This is a genomic window from Pseudomonas sp. MWU12-3103b (genome assembly GCF_023100615.1).
Lineage (GTDB): Bacteria > Pseudomonadota > Gammaproteobacteria > Pseudomonadales > Pseudomonadaceae > Aquipseudomonas > Aquipseudomonas putida_A.
Genome location: NZ_JALMEY010000012.1, coordinates 123,549 through 141,277, shown reverse-complemented (window position 1 = coordinate 141,277; position 17,729 = coordinate 123,549). Strand labels below are relative to the sequence as shown.

General features: G+C 60.3%; 13 protein-coding genes. 11 read left to right on the top strand and 2 right to left on the bottom strand.

What is annotated here, in order from left to right:
* Positions 1–89: 89 nt before the first annotated feature.
* The 7 genes from M0808_RS19125 (at position 90) to M0808_RS19095 (ending at position 11,217) form a co-directional block, all read left to right on the top strand.
* The gene (locus tag M0808_RS19125) at positions 90–1,274 is read left to right on the top strand and encodes an MFS transporter (RefSeq protein WP_247842140.1); all 1,185 of its coding nucleotides are present in this window, start codon (positions 90–92) and stop codon (positions 1,272–1,274) included.
* A 147-nt stretch (positions 1,275–1,421) separates the two neighbouring features.
* Positions 1,422–3,104 (top strand): fatty acid--CoA ligase, encoded by a 1,683-nt coding sequence (locus tag M0808_RS19120; protein WP_135296539.1) that lies wholly within the window; start codon positions 1,422–1,424, stop codon positions 3,102–3,104.
* 336 nt (positions 3,105–3,440) lie between these two features.
* Positions 3,441–5,330 (top strand): DUF1302 domain-containing protein, encoded by a 1,890-nt coding sequence (locus M0808_RS19115; protein ID WP_098965554.1) that lies wholly within the window; start codon positions 3,441–3,443, stop codon positions 5,328–5,330.
* A gap of 28 nt (positions 5,331–5,358) precedes the next feature.
* Positions 5,359–6,723: a DUF1329 domain-containing protein gene (locus tag M0808_RS19110; protein WP_096797152.1), complete on the top strand. Its 1,365-nt coding sequence runs from the start codon at positions 5,359–5,361 to the stop codon at positions 6,721–6,723.
* A 201-nt stretch (positions 6,724–6,924) separates the two neighbouring features.
* Positions 6,925–9,657, top strand: a complete 2,733-nt coding sequence (locus M0808_RS19105) for a LuxR C-terminal-related transcriptional regulator (RefSeq protein WP_247842139.1) — start codon at positions 6,925–6,927, stop codon at positions 9,655–9,657.
* A gap of 63 nt (positions 9,658–9,720) precedes the next feature.
* Entirely contained in the window at positions 9,721–10,365 is a 645-nt protein-coding gene (locus tag M0808_RS19100; protein WP_027612196.1) for an MBL fold metallo-hydrolase, read from the top strand.
* Between the two features lie 117 nt (positions 10,366–10,482).
* Complete coding sequence (locus tag M0808_RS19095; RefSeq protein ID WP_007961595.1) at positions 10,483–11,217, top strand: OmpA family protein; 735 nt, start codon at positions 10,483–10,485, stop codon at positions 11,215–11,217.
* 255 nt (positions 11,218–11,472) lie between these two features.
* Here the strand turns inward: M0808_RS19095 and M0808_RS19090 are convergent, their stop codons facing one another.
* Complete coding sequence (locus M0808_RS19090; protein ID WP_007961596.1) at positions 11,473–11,907, bottom strand: DUF1043 family protein; 435 nt, start codon at positions 11,905–11,907, stop codon at positions 11,473–11,475.
* A 144-nt stretch (positions 11,908–12,051) separates the two neighbouring features.
* Between M0808_RS19090 and M0808_RS19085 the strand changes: the two genes are divergently transcribed.
* The 3 genes from M0808_RS19085 to zapE all read left to right on the top strand — a co-directional run bounded on the left by M0808_RS19085 (position 12,052) and on the right by zapE (position 15,246).
* A complete protein-coding gene (locus M0808_RS19085) occupies positions 12,052–12,681 on the top strand; it encodes an alpha/beta fold hydrolase (RefSeq protein ID WP_097086289.1) in 630 nt (209 codons plus the stop codon).
* A 24-nt stretch (positions 12,682–12,705) separates the two neighbouring features.
* Positions 12,706–14,061, top strand: a complete 1,356-nt coding sequence (locus tag M0808_RS19080; protein ID WP_098965552.1) for a tryptophan--tRNA ligase — start codon at positions 12,706–12,708, stop codon at positions 14,059–14,061.
* A 90-nt stretch (positions 14,062–14,151) separates the two neighbouring features.
* The gene (gene zapE, locus M0808_RS19075) at positions 14,152–15,246 is read left to right on the top strand and encodes a cell division protein ZapE (RefSeq protein ID WP_041074841.1); all 1,095 of its coding nucleotides are present in this window, start codon (positions 14,152–14,154) and stop codon (positions 15,244–15,246) included.
* A gap of 182 nt (positions 15,247–15,428) precedes the next feature.
* Here zapE and M0808_RS19070 read toward each other — a convergent pair whose 3' ends face one another.
* The gene (locus tag M0808_RS19070) at positions 15,429–16,325 is read right to left on the bottom strand and encodes a GlxA family transcriptional regulator (protein WP_171061848.1); all 897 of its coding nucleotides are present in this window, start codon (positions 16,323–16,325) and stop codon (positions 15,429–15,431) included.
* Between the two features lie 250 nt (positions 16,326–16,575).
* Between M0808_RS19070 and M0808_RS19065 the strand changes: the two genes are divergently transcribed.
* Positions 16,576–17,712 carry an acyl-CoA dehydrogenase family protein gene (locus M0808_RS19065; RefSeq protein WP_247842138.1) on the top strand — a complete coding sequence of 379 codons (1,137 nt, stop codon included), beginning with the start codon at positions 16,576–16,578 and terminating at the stop codon, positions 17,710–17,712.
* Positions 17,713–17,729: the final 17 nt, after the last annotated feature.

Sequence of the window (17,729 nt, the reverse complement as noted above, 5' to 3'; positions counted from 1 at the left end):
TGACCTGGTTGGCAGGTATGCGCTTTTTCGCCAACTTAGCATAAAGCCGCTGACAACAATCCGCCCATAACAAACACAAGCGTGCCGCCATGAACCAATCCCGAAACGTGATCCGCTACGTCAATGCTGCCCATGTGATCGACCACATGTTCATGCTGATTTTCCCCGCCGCCGTGCTCGGCATGACCCAGGCCTTCGGCCTCGACTACGCCGCGCTGATCGGCCTTTCGCTGGGCGGGTTCATTGCCTTTGGCGCCTGTTCGTTACCGGCCGGCTGGCTGGGCGATCACTGGAGTCGGCGGCAGATGATGCTGGTGTTTTTCTTCGGCATCGGCGCCTCGGCGATCTTCACCGGGCTGAGCACCAGCCCGACGATGCTGGTGATCGGGTTGACCCTGATCGGCATTTTCGCCGCGATCTACCACCCGGTGGGCACCGCGATGCTGGTGGCCTACGCGCAGAATCGCGGGCGGGAGATCGGCATCAATGGCATGTGGGGCAACCTCGGCGTAGCGTTCTCGGCGCTGATCACCGGGTTGCTGGTGGCGCAGTTCGGCTGGCGGTCGGCCTTTGTCTTACCGGGGGTGGTGGCGATCATGCTGGGAATCGGCTTTGCCTTGCAGGTGCGTGAAGAGCCGATCCCGCAGCGTCCACACACCGCACTGAAGAGCGCTGCCGGGCAGCGGATTTCGATGCTCATGGTATTCGGTGTGCTGGCACTGGCGACGGCCACCGGCGGTGTAGTGTTCAACGCCACGACCATGACCTACCCGAAGCTGTTTGAGGAACGTCTGCATGACTTGTTCGCCTCGCCGCAAACCCTCGGCGTGGTGGTCAGCCTCGCGTATGCCTTTGGTGCAGTGGCGCAGTTGAGCATTGGCCAGGTGCTGCACCGAGTCAGCCTGAAATGGCCGTTTATTGTGTTAACGCTGTTTCAGGCGCCGCTGTTGTACGCCATGGCGTATGTCGATGGTTGGGCAGTGATCGTGCTCGGTGCGGCGTTCATGTTCGTGGTGTTCGGTCAGGTGACGGTGAACGACTCGATGGTCGCCAATTTCGTCGCGCCGCAGTGGCAATCGCGGGTCTTCGCCCTGCGTTACTGCCTGTCGTTCGGCGCCAGTGCGACAGCGATTCCGCTGATTGCCTACATCGAACCGCGCCATGGTTTTGTCGGGCTTTACTTGATTCTGGCGGGTTTCGGCGCATTGACCTTCCTTGCTGCGCTGGTTTTCCCACGGACGCCTTCAGAAGCGGCTGTAGGGCAAACGGCCTGATCGGCGCCGAAATACCGACAAGTGCTGGCGCAAAGCTAGCATTTGTACGGCTGTGCAAATCATTCCTTCGGCTGATTTGACTGGGGTATAACGGCTCTAGAGTAACGCTCTCTACGCCAACACCGTGCAGCCAGAAAAGGGATTCATATGTTGCAGACTCGCGTCATTCCCCCGGCCGATGGGGCCTACCAGTATCCATTGCTGATCAAACGGCTGCTGATGTCCGGCGCCCGTTACGAGAAAACCCGCGAGATCATTTACCGAGACCAGTTGCGCTACAGCTATCCGACCCTGATCGAGCGGGTGGCGCGGCTGGCCAACGTATTGACGGCGGCCGGGGTGAAGGCGGGTGACACCGTGGCGGTGATGGACTGGGACAGCCATCGCTACCTCGAATGCATGTTTGCCATTCCGATGATCGGCGCGGTGATCCACACCATCAACGTGCGTCTGTCGCCGGAGCAGATCCTCTACACCATGAACCACGCCGAGGACCGCTTCGTGCTGGTCAACAGCGAGTTCGTCGGGTTGTACCAGGCCATCGCGCCGCACCTGACCACCGTCGAGAAAACCCTGCTGCTGACCGATCTGCCGGAAAAGACCGCCGAGCTGCCGAACCTGGTCGGCGAGTACGAACAACTGCTGGCCGCCGCGAGTGCGCAGTACGACTTCCAGGATTTCGACGAAAATTCGGTGGCCACCACCTTCTACACCACCGGCACCACCGGCAACCCGAAAGGCGTGTACTTCACCCATCGGCAACTGGTGCTGCACACCATGGGCGTGTCGACCATCATGGGCGCGATCGACAGCGTGCGCCTGCTCGGCACCAACGACGTGTACATGCCGATCACCCCGATGTTCCATGTGCATGCCTGGGGTTTGCCGTACGTGGCGACCATGCTCGGGCTCAAGCAGGTTTATCCGGGGCGTTACGACCCGGAATTCCTCGTCGAGCTGTGGCGCAAGGAGAAGGTCACGTTCTCCCACTGCGTGCCGACCATCCTGCAGATGCTGCTCAACGCCAAAGGCGCGCAGGGCACCGATTTCGGCGGCTGGAAAATCGTCATCGGCGGGAGTGCGCTCAACCGTACGCTGTATGAAACCGCCAAGGCCCGGGGCATTCAGCTGACGGCGGCGTACGGCATGTCGGAGACCGGGCCACTGGTTTCCTGTGCGCATTTGAACGACGAGTTGATGGCCGGCACCGAAGACGAACGCACCACTTACCGGATCAAGGCCGGTGTGCCGGGGCCGTTGGTGGAAGCGGCGATCGTCGACGCCGAGGGCAACTTCCTCCCGGCCGACGGCGAAACCCAGGGCGAACTGGTCCTGCGCGCGCCGTGGCTCACCGAAGGGTATTTCAACGAACCGCAGAAGGGCGCCGAGCTCTGGGCCGGTGGCTGGCTGCACACTGGCGATGTGGCAACGCTCGACAGCATGGGCGTGATCGACATCCGCGACCGCATCAAGGATGTGATCAAGACTGGCGGCGAGTGGATCTCTTCGCTGGACCTCGAAGACCTGATCAGCCGTCATGTGGCGGTACGCGAAGTAGCAGTGGTGGGCATCGCCGATCCGCAATGGGGCGAGCGGCCGTTTGCACTGCTGGTGATCCGCGAAGGGCACGAGATCGGGGCGCGCGAGCTCAAGGAACACCTCAAGCCGTTCGTGGAACTGGGGCACTTGAGCAAGTGGGCGATTCCAAGCCAGATCGCCCTTGTTACGGAAATTCCCAAGACCAGTGTCGGCAAGCTCGACAAGAAGCGCATCCGCCTCGACATCACCGAATGGCAGGCCAACAACAGCACCTTCCTTTCGACACTTTGAGTGTCTGCTGGCGCGCCGAAACCGGCGCGCCAGACCCACCAAGCAAGCGCTTGGCTTGTTAAATCGAAAAATTCAGCCATCCTTGCCGTGCCGACATGTGTCGGACTGGCGAAAGGACTGTTCCAGAGTGGCCGGCAGCTGCAAATCACACTTTAGAGGGATCAAGCAGTACCCCCTGCTGGCTATAGTCCGCTCAAGGATTTTTAAGAACGGGGCACACGCACAAACGGGGCGATGCAACTTTGGAGTGACGTCGGGTGGCTACTGGCTCCCGGTCTTCCAGGCGTTTTTAAAAGTACTCACTGCCATAACAATAATGCACATGGAGTAGCGTCGATGACATCAGTAAACCAGTTCTGGCGCCGGGCTAAACTGCCTCTGGCCGTCAGTCTTGCCTCTACGCTCGCCGGGCCCGCATTCGGCGTCAGTTTCAACGTCGGTGAAATCGAAGGTCAGTTCGATTCCTCGCTCTCCCTGGGCATGAGTATCTCGACCCAGCAGCCGAACAAGGACCTTATTGGTGTCAACAACGGCGGCAAGGGCCTGTCCCAGACCTCCGACAACGGCCACCTGAACTTCAAGAGCGGGCAAGCCTTCTCGAAGATCTTCAAGGGCATCCATGATCTGGAACTGAAATACGGCGACACCGGGGTCTTCGTCCGGGGCAAATACTGGTACGACTTCGCGCTGCAGAATCAGGACCTGGAATACAAGGACGTCAGCAACCACAACCGCGACGTCGCGGCGCGCTCTTCCGGCGGGCAGATCCTCGACGCCTTCGTTTACCACAACTACTCGATTGCCGATGAGCCAGGTTCGGTGCGTCTGGGCAAGCAGGTGGTGAACTGGGGCGAAAGTACCTTCATCGGTGGCGGCATCAACTCGATCAACCCGATCGACGTGTCCGCGTTCCGCCGTCCGGGTGCCGAGATCAAGGAAGGTCTGATCCCGGTCAACATGTTCTACGTATCCCAGAGCCTCACCGAAAACCTCTCGGCTGAAGGTTTCTACCAGATCGACTGGCAGAAGACCGTGACCGACAACTGCGGCACGTTCTTCTCGCAGCCGGACATCGTCACCACCGGTTGCGACGACAACCTGCGGGTACTGAACAAGCGTTCGACCATTCCGGGTATTGCGCTCGGGCCGTTGGCCAACGCAGGTGTCGACGTCAACGAAGAGGGCGTGCTGGTGCGCCGTTCGCCTAACCGCAACGCACGTGACAGCGGGCAATGGGGTGTTTCCGCCAAGTACATGTTCGACCCGCTGGCCACCGAGTTCGGCGCCTACTTCATGAACTACCACAGCCGTGCGCCGATCTTCAGCGCCACCGGTGCGCCACAGTCGATCTATAACGGCGTCAAGGCATTGCCAGGGCCGTTCCAGGCACTGGGCCCGCTGGTCGTGGCAGGCAACTCGGAATACTTCATCGAATACCCTGAAGACATCCGCCTCTACGGTCTGAGCTTCTCCACTACCCTGCCTACCGGTACGGCGTGGAGCGGTGAAGTCAGCTACCGGCCGAATGCGCCGGTGCAGTTGAACTCCACCGACATTCTGTTCGCCGGCGTACGTCCGCTGGGTGGCGCGTTGACCAACGCGTCGGTCCTCAACGGCGTGCCGGGCCAGGATCTGCACGGTTACAACCGTAAAGAAATCACCCAGCTGCAAACCACCCTGACGCACTTCTTCGATCAGGTGATGGGCGCCAACCGGCTGACCCTGGTGGGTGAAGTCGGCGTGACCCACGTCGGTGGTCTGGAAAGCAAATCCGAAGCCCGTTACGGCCGCGATCCGGTGTTCGGCCCGGGCGAACTGCCTGCCACGGGAGGTCTCAACACCTGCTCGCAGATCCTCAACACCTCCACCATCAACGGTGCCGGGCCGGGGGCTTCGCGCGACAACGTTTCCAGCAACTGCAACAACGATGGTTTCACCACGGCCACTTCGTGGGGCTATCGCGCTCGTGCCATTTGGGATTACAGCGACGTGTTTGCCGGTGTGAACCTCAAGCCGAACGTGGCCTGGTCGCACGACGTGAAAGGTTACTCGCCAGGCCCTGGCGGCAACTTCGAGGAAGGTCGCAAGGCCATCAGCCTCGGTCTCGATGCCGAATACCAGAACACCTACACGGCGAGCCTGGCCTACACCAACTTCTTTGGCGGCGACTACACGACCGTGGACGATCGTGACTTCGTGGCCTTGAGCGTCGGCGTGAACTTCTAAGCACAGTTTTTTCAGGACGAACACACATATGAAAATAACAAAGAGTCTGTTCCACGCGGGTGTTCTGGGTTTGTCGCTGCTGGCGACCAGCGTCATGGCGGCCGTTCCCGCCGCCGAAGCCGACAAGCTGGGCAAGAGCCTGACCCCGATGGGCGCCGAAATGGCCGGCAACGCCGACGGTTCGATCCCTGCCTGGAAACCGCTGGCGAAAAATGCCGGCACGGTCGACAGCAAGGGCTTCCTGTCCGATCCGTTCGGCAGTGAAAAACCGCTGTTCACCATCACCGCGCAGAACGTCGAGCAGTACAAGGACAAGCTTGCTCCGGGCCAGTACGCGATGTTCAAGCGCTACCCGGACACCTTCAAGATTCCGGTTTATCCGTCCCATCGTGGCTCGACCGTGCCGGATGACGTGTTCGCCGCGATCAAGAAAAACGCCACCACCACCAATCTGGTCGCAGGCGGTAACGGTCTGGAAAACTTTGACACTGCCGTGCCGTTCCCGATTCCCAAAAGCGGTCTGGAAGTGATCTGGAACCACATCACCCGCTATCGCGGTGGCAGCGTGACCCGTCTGGTGACCCAGGCGACCCCGCAAACCAACGGTTCGTTCAGCCTGGTGTACTTCCAGGACCAGTTCGTGTTCCGCGACAAGATGAAGGACTACGATCCGGCCAACCCGGGCAACATCCTGTTCTACTTCAAGCAGAAAGTGACCGCGCCGGCACGTCTGGCCGGTACCGTGCTACTGGTGCACGAAACCCTCGACCAGGTGAAGGAGCCGCGCAAGGCGTGGGTCTACGCCACTGGTCAGCGTCGTGTGCGTCAGGCACCGCAAGTGTCCTATGACGGTCCGGGCACTGCCGCGGACGGTCTGCGTACCTCCGACAACCTCGACATGTACAACGGTGCGCCGGATCGCTACGACTGGAAGCTCGAAGGCAAGAAAGAGATGTACATTGCCTCCAACAGCTACAAGATCGACTCGCCGACTCTCAAGTACGCCGACATCATCAAGGCCGGCCATATCAACCAGGACCTGACTCGTTACGAGTTGCGTCGTGTCTGGCACGTGGTCGCCACCCTGAAACCGGGTCAGCGCCATATCTATGCCAAACGTGACTTCTATATCGACGAAGACACCTGGCAGGCAGCAGTCATCGACCACTACGACGGTCGCGGTCAGCTGTGGCGTGTCGCCGAAGCGCATGCCGAGGACTACTACGACAAGCAAGTGCCGTGGTACGCACTGGAAGCCCTGTACGACCTGCAATCGGGTCGCTACCTGGCGCTGGGCATGAAGAACGAAGAAAAATCAGCGTATGACTTCGGTTTCTCTGCCACCAAGAGCGAATTCCAGCCGGGCAACCTGGGCCAGGACGGTATCCGCTAAGCTTTGACCCGAGGCCGCATCCTCGAAAAAACGCCCCGACTGGTTCGGGGCTTTTTTTTTGGCGTTGATTTTGTAGGAGCTGCCGGCTCTCGACAGTCTTTTTGTAGCCATTTGTAGCAGCAACCTTCATAACCGCTACGTTTAAGGCTAGGCTGCGGACATCTGCTACGCCGCCAACCGCCATTCGAACAAGAGCCGGCCATGACTGATCTGTCCCCACTTCCGGGTCCCGCAAGCGTTGCCGTCGCGGCACTGGACGGACGTTTTTTCCGTCCTCCGCTGCCGGACGGATACGTCTTGCGGCCACGTCTCTGCGAGCGCCTGCAAACCGGGCTCGGTGGACGTCTGTTACTGGTCTGCGCTCCGGCCGGGTTCGGCAAGAGTTCGCTGGCGGTGGAGTTCTGTCAGAGCCTGCCGGGGCACTGGCAAAGTCTCTGGCTGGGATTGAGCCCACGGGATAACGATCCGGGGCGGTTTCTTGAGCGATTGCTGGAGGGACTGCAGGACTACTTTCCGGATCTGGGCAGTCGTGCACTCGGCCTGTTGAAGATGCGCCAGCGCCATCAGCCGTTCGCCTTCGAAGAATGGCTCGATGGCTTGCTCGATGAACTGGCCCTGCAACTGCAACCGACGGCGCCGCTGTTGCTGGTGCTCGACGACTACCATCTCGCCCAAGGCCCGGTACTCGACCGTTGCCTGCAGTTTTTCCTCAATCATCTTCCCGATGGCTTGCTGGTCATGGTCACCAGTCGGCAGCGCCCGGACTGGCATCTGGCGCGTCTGCGCCTGTCGCGCCAGTTGCTCGAACTGCATGAGCAGGACTTGCGCCTGACCCACGATGAAGCCCTGACGCTGCTCGATCGATACAGCAGTTCATTGCGCGGCGAAGCGCTGGAAAACCTGATCCAGCGCAGCGAAGGTTGGGTGGCCGGACTGCGTTTCTGGTTGCTCGCGGTCTCCGAGGCTGGCAGCGGGGCTCCGTTGCCACCCGCGCTGAACGGCGGGGAAGGGCTGATCCGCGATTACCTGCTGGAAGAAGTGATCGATTGCCTGCCGGCCGAGGTGCAGGCGTTTCTCTACGACACCGCCCCTCAAGAGCGCTTTTGCAGCGAGCTGTGCGACGCGGTGCGCGAAGCCCACGACAGCGCCGAAATCCTGCGGTTTCTGTTGGCGCATCAGGTATTTCTGGTGCCGCTGGACGAACACGGTCACTGGTATCGCTATCACCATTTGTTTTCCGATCTGCTGCGCAGCCGTCCCGTGACCCAGACGCTGGTGCCGGCGGCGACCCTGCACCTGCGCGCCTGTCGCTGGTTCAATGCTCAAGGGCTGCTCGACGAAGCGGTGGAGCAGGCCTTGCGCGCCGGCCATCTGGATGTCGCAGCGAATCTGGTGCAGAACCTGTCCGAGGAACAACTGCTCGCCGAGCAGAACGTGGGCATGCTGCTGCGCTGGAAAATGGACTTGCCCGACAGTCTGCTGATCAGCACGCCACGCTTGATCGTGCTCTACAGCTGGGCGCTCGGGCTGGCCTGTCAGCTGGATGCCGCTGAAGAGCTGGCCAGTCATTTAAGTCGTTTCCTGCCGGCGCCTTCGGCCTCTGCGCAGAAGTCGATGCTCGCGCAATGGCTGGCGCTCAGCGGCATCATCGCCCGCGGGCGCGGGCATCGTGAGCTGACCCAGCGCTATTGCAGCGAAGCGCTGGAAAGCCTGCCGGTGAAACGTTACGGGCAACGCCTGATGTGCCTGTCGACCTTGTCCAATCTGGCGATTGCCGACGGTGACCTGTGGCGTGCGCGGGGCTTGAATCGAGAATCCCTCGAGCTGGCGCAGCGGGTCGGCAATCCGTTGTTCGAAGCCTTGGCGCATTACGACCGGGCGCGGGTCCTGCAATCGCGCGGGGAAATTCTGCGGGCACTGGATGAGGTGCATCAGGGGCTTGATCGTCTGCGCGGGTTGTCGGCGCAACGTCTGTACGCGGTGCGTGCGCGGCTGACGCTGTATGAAGGTTTTCTGCTGTCAATGCGCTTGCAACCGCAGCAGGCCCGGGCCCGATTGCTGAGCGGTCTGGCCGAAGCGCGGGCCTGTCGCGATATCAGCGTATTGATCGGTCACTGCGTGATCGCCCGTCTCGACGGCAGCGTCGGCGAGTTCGCCAAGGCCTTCGCCGAACTCGCTGAAGCCGAGCGTCTGATGCATATCTGGGATGTGCCGCCGATCTACTATCTGGCAATGATCACCCTGGTCAAATGCGAACTGTGGTTGGCGCAAGGCCGCACTGATCTGGCCGAAGCCTGGCTGGCGCGACTGGGCCAGACCTACACCGGCGAACGTGCAGCCGCACCACCGGAATTTCATCCACAGCTGCCGCTGCATGTGGAATTGCAACAAGCGTTGCTCGACGTGATCAAGGGCCAGCCGATGCTCGCCGAAGGGCGGTTGAATGTGTTGCTGGAAAACGGTCAGCAAACCGGGCGCCAGTTGCTGTGTGTGATGGCGCTGGCGCAGAAAGTGAATTTGCTGCTGAGCAGTGGCCGCGAATCCGAGGCACGCAAAGCATTGAACCAGGCGCTGGAAGCGGCGGCGGGCGGCGTGATACAGCCATTTGACGCCTTGATCAAAGCGCATCCGGACTGGCTGCGCAGCCAGCTGCAAAACTCGCCAGCACTGGCAGGACAGCAGTTGCTGACGCATTTTCCGCTGGTGGTTGCCCGTCCTGTCATTGAATGTGGATCTGCCGAACAACTCAGCAGTCGCGAGCTGGCGGTGCTGCGCTTGATTGCCCAAGGCTGTTCCAATCAGGAAATCAGCGAGCAACTGTTCATTTCGCTGCATACGGTGAAAACCCATGCCAGCCATATCAACAGCAAGTTGGGGGTTGAGCGGCGTACTCAGGCGGTGGCCCGCGCCAAGGCGCTGGGGTTAATGATCTAGTCCCGCTAAAATCTTCGACATCAGCGGTTTTCGCCGCCGTCGAATATTGATCAGGATTGCCCCATGACTGTTCCAGCGCCTGCGCTCATCCGCGAAACCTTCCCTGTCGGCCCGCTGCAATGCAACTGCACGATCATCGGCGACCCGATCACTAAAAAAGCCATCGTCGTCGATCCGGGCGGCAACCCTGACCTGATCATGGCGCGCCTGGATGCCCATGGTCTGAAAGTGGTCAGCATCATCCACACCCACGCGCATCTCGATCATTTCCTCGCCTCCGGGCAGATGAAGGAAAAGACCGGCGCAACCCTGCATCTGCACAAGGAAGACCAGTTCCTGTGGGACAACCTTGAAATGCAATGCCAGATGTTCGGTGTGCCCTACACGCCGGTGCCGTCGCCGGATCGCTGGTTGAGCGACGATGAAGAACTGGCCTGCGGCTGCGGCGTGGCGCTGCATACGCCGGGACATACGCCCGGTTCCATGAGCTTTTGGTTTTCCGAGGCTAAGCTGTTGATTGCCGGCGACACGCTGTTTCGTCGCGGGGTAGGGCGCACGGATTTGTGGGGCGGCGATCAGGCGACCATCGTGCGATCGATCAAGCAGCGGCTGTACACCCTCGACGAAGACGCAATCGTGGTTGCCGGGCATGGCCCGGACACGCGTCTCGGAGATGAAATGCGGGAAAACCCGTTCGTGCGCGCCTAAACATTTTGTCACGAGTGTGCAGCGGAATTTTTCGGCATTGTCATGATCCAACGCCCGCACAGGTCTATTGCCTAGGGCCGCTGCCACACAGAATGCGAAAAAAACCAGGAGCTCTTCATGTTCACCACGCCTCGTTTGATTATTGTTGCTACCGCTGTGGCCATGTTGGCCGGCTGCGCCTCGCCCAACCCGTATGACAATCAGGGGCAGGCCGACGGTGGCTCGCAAGGCATGAGCAAAACCGCCAAGTATGGCGGTCTCGGTGCGCTGGCCGGCGCCCTGGCGGGTGCCGCCATCGACCACAACAACCGTGGCAAGGGCGCCTTGATCGGCGCGGCGGTGGTAGGTGCTTCGGCGGCCGGTTACGGTTACTACGCCGACCAGCAAGAGAAAAAGCTGCGCGCCAGCATGGCCAACACCGGGGTTGAAGTGCAGCGCCAGGGCGATCAGATCAAGCTGATCATGCCAGGCAACATCACCTTCGCCACCGATTCGGCGAACATCGCGCCAAGCTTCTATCAGCCGCTGAACAACTTGGCGAACTCGTTGAAAGAGTTCAACCAGAACCAGATCGAAATCGTCGGCTACACCGACAGCACCGGCAGCCGCCAGCACAACATGGACCTGTCTCAGCGTCGTGCGCAGAGCGTGGCCACCTACCTGACTTCTCAAGGTGTCAGCGGTGCCAACCTGTCGGCCCGTGGCGCCGGCCCGGATAACCCGATTGCCAGCAACGGTGACGTCAATGGCCGCGCGCAGAACCGCCGCGTCGAGGTCAACCTGAAGGCGATTCCGGGTCAGCAGTATGGTGGTCAGCAGCAACAGCCGGGGACGGTTCAGCAGTATCCGTAAGTGAATGCTTGAGTGAAGAAATGCCCGGTCTTGTGACCGGGCATTTTTTTGGGTTGCCCGTGCTGGCCCTTTCGCGAGCAAGCCCGCTCCCACAGGGATGGGGGTTGTTCACAGAATCTGCGTTCACCACATGACCCTGTGGGAGCGGGCTTGCTCGCGAAGGGGCCGGACCAATCACCCTCAAATCATCAGATACAAAAAAAGCCCCCGGACAACCGAATTGTCCGGGGGCTTTTTGCTTGCAGCGAAGACTGATTACTTCTTCAGACCGTAATGCTCATCGAGCATGCCAGGCGAGTTCGGGGCTTTCGGTGCGTAGTCGCGTGGCGGCTCCTGATCGCGCGGCGGCGTCAGGCGTTCGCGCGGTGCCTGCGCGGCATCGGCGTGCAAAGCGGCGATCAGGCGTTGACGGGTCTGCTCGTCCAGGGCCAGACGGTTGGCGCCCTCGGCGAGATGATCCTGCACTTCCTGGTAACTCTGGGTCAGCTTCTTGACCAGCATCGCGGTGCTGTTGAAGTGGGTGACCACCTCGTTTTGATAGCTGTCGAAACGTTCCTGGATATCATCCAGTTGACGCTGCGTGCGGCTCGGCGCGGCATTCGGTGCGACGCGAGCGATCAGGAATCCAATGGCGACACCCACAACCAGGGCAAGAGTCGGTAACAACCAAACTAAGAGCGAGTGTTCCACGAGTCCTTCCTCTATAAACGGCTTTGCTTTACGTTAACGGCTCGAACCTGCGCTGTATACCGCGATTCACTCGCAATAGATTGGCACAGACAATTTGCTAGACGAGTCGACCCGATTCGAGGTCACGGAGTTCCTTCCTTGCTGATGCGTGAAACCCCTGTAGTGATTGCCGGCCCAGTCGGCCAAATCGAAGCGCTGTACCTCGATAACGAGCAGCCAGTCGGCATTGCGCTGATCTGCCATCCAAACCCGGTGCAGGGCGGCACCATGCTCAACAAGGTCGTCTCGACCCTGCAGCGCACTGCGCGCGACGCAGGTTTGATCACCTTGCGCTTCAACTATCGCGGCGTCGGTGCCAGCGAAGGCTCCCACGACATGGGCAGCGGTGAAGTCGACGACGCTCAGGCTGCCGCAGCATGGCTACTGGAAAAGCATCCGGAGCTGCCGCTGACCCTGTTCGGTTTCTCCTTCGGTGGATTTGTTGCAGCAAGTCTCGGCGGTCGTCTCGAAGCCCAAGGCGTGCAGCTCAAGCAGTTGTTTATGGTCGCGCCGGCGGTGATGCGCCTGGGCGATCAGGATCAACTGCCACAGCACGGCGAGCTGACCGTGATCCAGCCGGAAACCGACGAAGTGATCGATCCGCAGTTGGTCTACGATTGGTCGGAAAAACTCCAGCGCCCCCATGAGCTGCTGAAAGTGGCAGAATGCGGGCACTTTTTTCATGGCAAGCTGACCGATCTCAAGGATCTGATCCTGCCGCGTCTCTCGAATTGATTGCAGTCTGACAAGCGATTACCCATGACGAACCGTACCCGTATCCTCACCGGCATCACCACCACCGGCACGCCGCACCTGGGCAACTACGCCGGCGCCATCCGCCCGGCGATCCTCGCCAGCCGCGACAGCAATGCCGATTCGTTCTACTTCCTGGCCGACTACCACGCCCTGATCAAATGCGATGACCCGCTGCGCATCCAGCGCTCGCGTCTGGAAATCGCCGCGACCTGGCTGGCCGGTGGCCTGGATGTCGACCGTGTGACCTTCTATCGCCAGTCCGACATCCCGGAAATCCCTGAGTTGACCTGGCTGCTGACCTGCGTCGCCGCCAAAGGTCTGCTCAACCGGGCGCACGCCTACAAGGCCTCGGTGGACAAGAACGTCGAGAGCGGTGAAGACCCGGATGCCGGGATCACCATGGGGCTCTACAGCTACCCGGTGCTGATGGCGGCGGACATCCTGATGTTCAACGCGCACAAGGTCCCGGTCGGTCGTGACCAGATCCAGCACGTGGAAATGGCCCGCGACATCGGCCAGCGCTTCAACCACCTGTTCGGCCAAGGCAGAGAGTTCTTCACCATGCCTGAAGCGCTGATCGAGGAGAGCGTGGCGACCTTGCCCGGCCTCGACGGGCGCAAGATGTCGAAGAGCTACGACAACACCATCCCGCTGTTCTCCAGCGCCAAAGAGATGAAGGACGCGATCTCGCGGATCGTCACCGACTCCAAAGCGCCGGGCGAAGCCAAAGATCCGGACAACTCGCACCTGTTCACTCTGTTTCAGGCGTTCGCCACACCGGCGCAGGCGGACGAATTCCGCAGCGAACTGCTCGGCGGTCTGGGTTGGGGCGAGGCGAAGAATCGTCTGTTCCAGTTGCTCGACAATGAACTGGGCGAGTCCCGCGAGCGCTATCACCAGTTGATCGAGCGCCCGGCGGATCTGGAAGACATCCTGCAACACGGCGCGAAAAAGGCCCGTGCGGTGGCGACGCCGTTCCTCAACGAACTGCGTGAAGCGGTCGGCCTGCGTTCGTTCGTCAATCAGGTGCAAGTCGCGGCGACCACCAAAAAGAAAGCCGTGAAAGCTGCACGTTTCGTGAGCTTCCGTGAAGACGACGGCAGCTTCCGCTTCCGTCTGCTGGCGGCTGATGGCGAGCAACTGCTGCTGTCGCGCAACTTCGCCGACGGCAAAACCGCCGGCCAAGTGACCAAGCAACTGCAGGCCGGTCAGGCGCTGGACATTCGCAATCAAGACCTGAGCTTCAGCGTGTGGCTGGAAGGTGAGTGCGTTGGCGACAGCCCGGCGTTCGCCGATGCTGCTGCGCGGGACGCGGCTGTCGAAGCTCTGCGCGTTGCACTGACTCCGGTTCAGGACTAATCCGCGGCGCGGCCCGACCAAGGGCTGATTGCCATTCCTACGGGCCGTCGCTACAGTGACGGCCCGTTTTTGTTGCCTTGCTAACGAATTATGACGCCCCTAGAACGATATCAAGCTGATCTGAAACGCCCGGACTTCTTCCATGACGCCGCGCAGGAAACTGCCGTGCGTCATCTGCAGCGCCTGTACGACGATCTGATCGCGGCCGAGCAGAACAAGCCGGGTTTGCTGGGCAAGCTGTTTGGCAAGAAGGATCAGACGCCGGTCAAGGGCCTGTACTTCTGGGGCGGCGTGGGTCGCGGCAAGACTTACCTGGTCGACACCTTCTTCGAAGCGCTGCCGTTCAAGGAAAAGACCCGCACCCACTTCCACCGCTTCATGAAGCGTGTGCACGAAGAGATGAAAACCCTGGGCGGCGAGAAAAACCCGCTGACCATCATCGCCAAGCGCTTCGCGACCGAGTCGCGAGTGATCTGCTTCGATGAATTCTTCGTTTCGGACATCACCGACGCGATGATCCTCGGCACGCTGATGGAAGAGCTGTTCAAGAACGGCGTGACCCTGGTCGCGACCTCGAACATCGTTCCGGACGGCCTGTACAAGGACGGTCTGCAGCGCGCGCGCTTCCTGCCGGCTATTGCGCTGATCAAGCAGAACACCGAAATCGTCAACGTCGACAGCGGTGTCGACTACCGTCTGCGCCACCTCGAACAAGCGGAGCTGTTCCACTATCCGCTGGACGAAGCCGCCCATGAAAGCCTGCGCAAGAGCTTCAAGGCCCTGACGCCGGAATGCACGGCAGCGGTGGAAAACGATGTGCTGATCATCGAGAACCGTGAAATCCGTGCCCTGCGCACCTGCGACGACGTGGCCTGGTTCGACTTCCGCGAACTGTGCGACGGCCCGCGCAGCCAGAACGATTACATCGAACTGGGCAAGATCTTCCACGCGGTGCTGCTCAGCGGCGTCGAGCAGATGAGCGTCACCACCGACGACATCGCCCGGCGTTTCATCAACATGGTCGACGAGTTCTACGACCGAAACGTCAAGCTGATCATTTCTGCCGAAGTCGAGTTGAAAGACCTGTACACCGGCGGACGCCTGACGTTCGAATTCCAGCGTACGCTCAGCCGTCTGCTGGAGATGCAATCGCACGAATTCCTGTCCCGGGCGCACAAGCCTTAAACAGATTCGGCATACAAAAAAGGGCCTGCAATTGCAGGCCTTTTTTGTATCTGAAATTCACCTCGAACCCTGTGGGAGCGAGCTTGCTCGCGAAAGCGGTGTGTCAGCAATACAAACACTGGCTGACACACCGCCTTCGCGAGCAAGCTCGCTCCCACAGGAGTCCTTGTGTCGTTCAAAAGCTACGCAGCCTGCTGAAACTGCTGCCGATACTGGTTCGGCGACAGCTCGGTGTGCTGGCGGAACAGCCGCGCAAAAAAGCTCGCATCGTCGTAGCCGACCTCATAACTGATGGTCTTGATGCTCTTGCGGCTGCCGGACAGCAAGCCCTTGGCGGTCTCTATACGCAACCGTTGCAGGTAGTGCAGCGGCTTGTCACCAGTCGCGGTCTGGAAGCGGCGCATGAAGTTGCGGATGCTCATGCCGTGCTCGCGGGCCACGTCTTCGAAGCGGAACTTGTCGGCGAAATGCTCTTCAAGCCAGTGCTGGATCTGCAGGATGATCACGTCCTGGTGCAGCTTCTGCCCGCCGAAACCGATGCGACCCGGCGAATAACTGCGCTGCACTTCATACAGAATGTCGCGGGCCACGGCTTGCGCCACGTTGGCGCCGCAGAAGCGTTCGATCAAGTAGATATAGAGATCGCAGGCCGAAGTGGTGCCGCCGGCGCAATACAGGTTGTCAGCGTCGGTCAGGTGCTTGTCCTGATTGAGGTACACCTTGGGGAAGCGCTCGGCGAAGGCATTGAAGAAACGCCAGTAGGTGGTCGCTTCCTTGCCATTGAGCAGTCCGGCCTCGGCCAGCCAGAATACCCCGGTGGCTTCGCCGCAGAGCACGGCGCCGCGGGCATGCTGCTCGCGCAGCCATGGCAGGATCTGTGGATAACGGCCGCACAGGGTTTCAAAGTCGTCCCAGAACGCCGGGAGGATGATGACGTCGGCGTTTTCCAGGCCGCCGTCCACCGGCATCATCACGTCACTGAAGCTGTTCACCGGTTTGCCGTCGGGGCTGACCAGGCGGGTTTCAAACGCCGGTGTCAGGCCGTGGCCCAGTTGTTTGCCGTAACGCAGGCTGGCCAGATGGAAGAAATCCTTGGCCTGCATGAGTGTGGATGCGAAAACCCGGTCGATTGCCAGGATGCTGACGCGCCGCAAGGGCGTGGAGACTTGCTTGGACATAATTCAACTTTTGTTTTGTTTTTATAAGGGAAAGTGGTCACCAGACGGCTGGATCGTCTTATTTTTTGTCGGATGTGTCCAGTGTCCTGTGTCGGAGGTGAGGCTTAGTCTCTGAAGGTCATATCCCTCCAACAAGAATGAAAGGTGCCGCATGATCCCCAGAACCTTGTTCAGCTCCGAGCACGAATTGTTCCGCGACAGCGTACGAACCTTCCTCGAAAAAGAGGCTGTGCCGTTCCATGCGCAATGGGAGAAACAAGGCCACATCGACCGCAAGCTGTGGAACAAGGCCGGGGAGGCGGGGATGCTCTGCTCACACCTGCCGGAAGAATACGGCGGCCTGGGCGCGGACTTTCTGTACAGCGCGGTGGTGATCGAAGAAGTCGGTCGCTTGGGTCTGACCGGTATCGGCTTTTCGCTGCATTCGGACATCGTCGCACCGTACATCCTGCATTACGGCAGCGAAGCGCTGAAGCAAAAGTACCTGCCGAAACTGGTCTCTGGCGAGATGGTCAGTGCGATTGCCATGACCGAACCGGGTGCCGGTTCCGACCTGCAAGGGGTCAAGACCACCGCCGTGCTGGATGGCGGCGAGTACGTGATCAACGGCTCCAAGACTTTCATCACCAACGGCTTCCTCGCTGATTTGGTGATCGTCGTCGCCAAGACTGATCCGAAGGCCGGCGCCAAGGGCACCAGCCTGTTTGTGGTAGAAGCGAATACGCCGGGCTTCGAGAAGGGCAAACGCCTGGAGAAGGTCGGAATGAAGGCCCAGGACACGTCGGAATTGTTCTTCCAAGACGTGCGTGTTCCCAAGGAAAACCTGTTGGGTCAGGCCGGGGCAGGGTTCGCTTATTTGATGCAGGAATTGCCACAGGAGCGACTGACGGTAGCGATCGGTGGTCTGGCCTCAGCCGAAGCTGCGCTGAAATGGACGCTGGATTACACACGTGATCGCAAGGCGTTCGGCAAGGCGATCGCCGATTTCCAGAACACCCGCTTCAAACTGGCGGAAATGGCTACCGAGATTCAGATCGGCCGGGTCTTTGTCGACAAGTGCCTGGAACTGCACCTGCAAGGCAAGCTCGATGTTCCAACAGCGGCGATGGCCAAATACTGGGGCACCGACCTGCAATGCAAGGTGCTCGACGAGTGCGTGCAGTTGCATGGCGGCTACGGCTTCATGTGGGAATACCCGGTGGCCCGGGCGTGGGCGGATGCGCGCGTGCAGCGCATCTATGCCGGCACCAATGAAATCATGAAGGAGATCATTGCGCGGTCGCTTTGAAATTTGCAGTGAGTTGA

Excerpts from the sequence above, each read along its gene's own strand:
- M0808_RS19120 (WP_135296539.1), top strand. The coding sequence starts at position 1,422 with ATGTTGCAGACTCGCGTCATTCCCCCGGCCGATGGGGCCTACCAGTAT.
- M0808_RS19115 (WP_098965554.1), top strand. The coding sequence starts at position 3,441 with ATGACATCAGTAAACCAGTTCTGGCGCCGGGCTAAACTGCCTCTGGCC.
- M0808_RS19125 (WP_247842140.1), top strand. The coding sequence starts at position 90 with ATGAACCAATCCCGAAACGTGATCCGCTACGTCAATGCTGCCCATGTG.
- M0808_RS19065 (WP_247842138.1), top strand. The coding sequence starts at position 16,576 with ATGATCCCCAGAACCTTGTTCAGCTCCGAGCACGAATTGTTCCGCGAC.
- M0808_RS19110 (WP_096797152.1), top strand. The coding sequence starts at position 5,359 with ATGAAAATAACAAAGAGTCTGTTCCACGCGGGTGTTCTGGGTTTGTCG.
- M0808_RS19085 (WP_097086289.1), top strand. The coding sequence starts at position 12,052 with ATGCGTGAAACCCCTGTAGTGATTGCCGGCCCAGTCGGCCAAATCGAA.
- zapE (WP_041074841.1), top strand. The coding sequence starts at position 14,152 with ATGACGCCCCTAGAACGATATCAAGCTGATCTGAAACGCCCGGACTTC.
- M0808_RS19105 (WP_247842139.1), top strand. The coding sequence starts at position 6,925 with ATGACTGATCTGTCCCCACTTCCGGGTCCCGCAAGCGTTGCCGTCGCG.
- M0808_RS19095 (WP_007961595.1), top strand. The coding sequence starts at position 10,483 with ATGTTCACCACGCCTCGTTTGATTATTGTTGCTACCGCTGTGGCCATG.
- M0808_RS19100 (WP_027612196.1), top strand. The coding sequence starts at position 9,721 with ATGACTGTTCCAGCGCCTGCGCTCATCCGCGAAACCTTCCCTGTCGGC.
- M0808_RS19080 (WP_098965552.1), top strand. The coding sequence starts at position 12,706 with ATGACGAACCGTACCCGTATCCTCACCGGCATCACCACCACCGGCACG.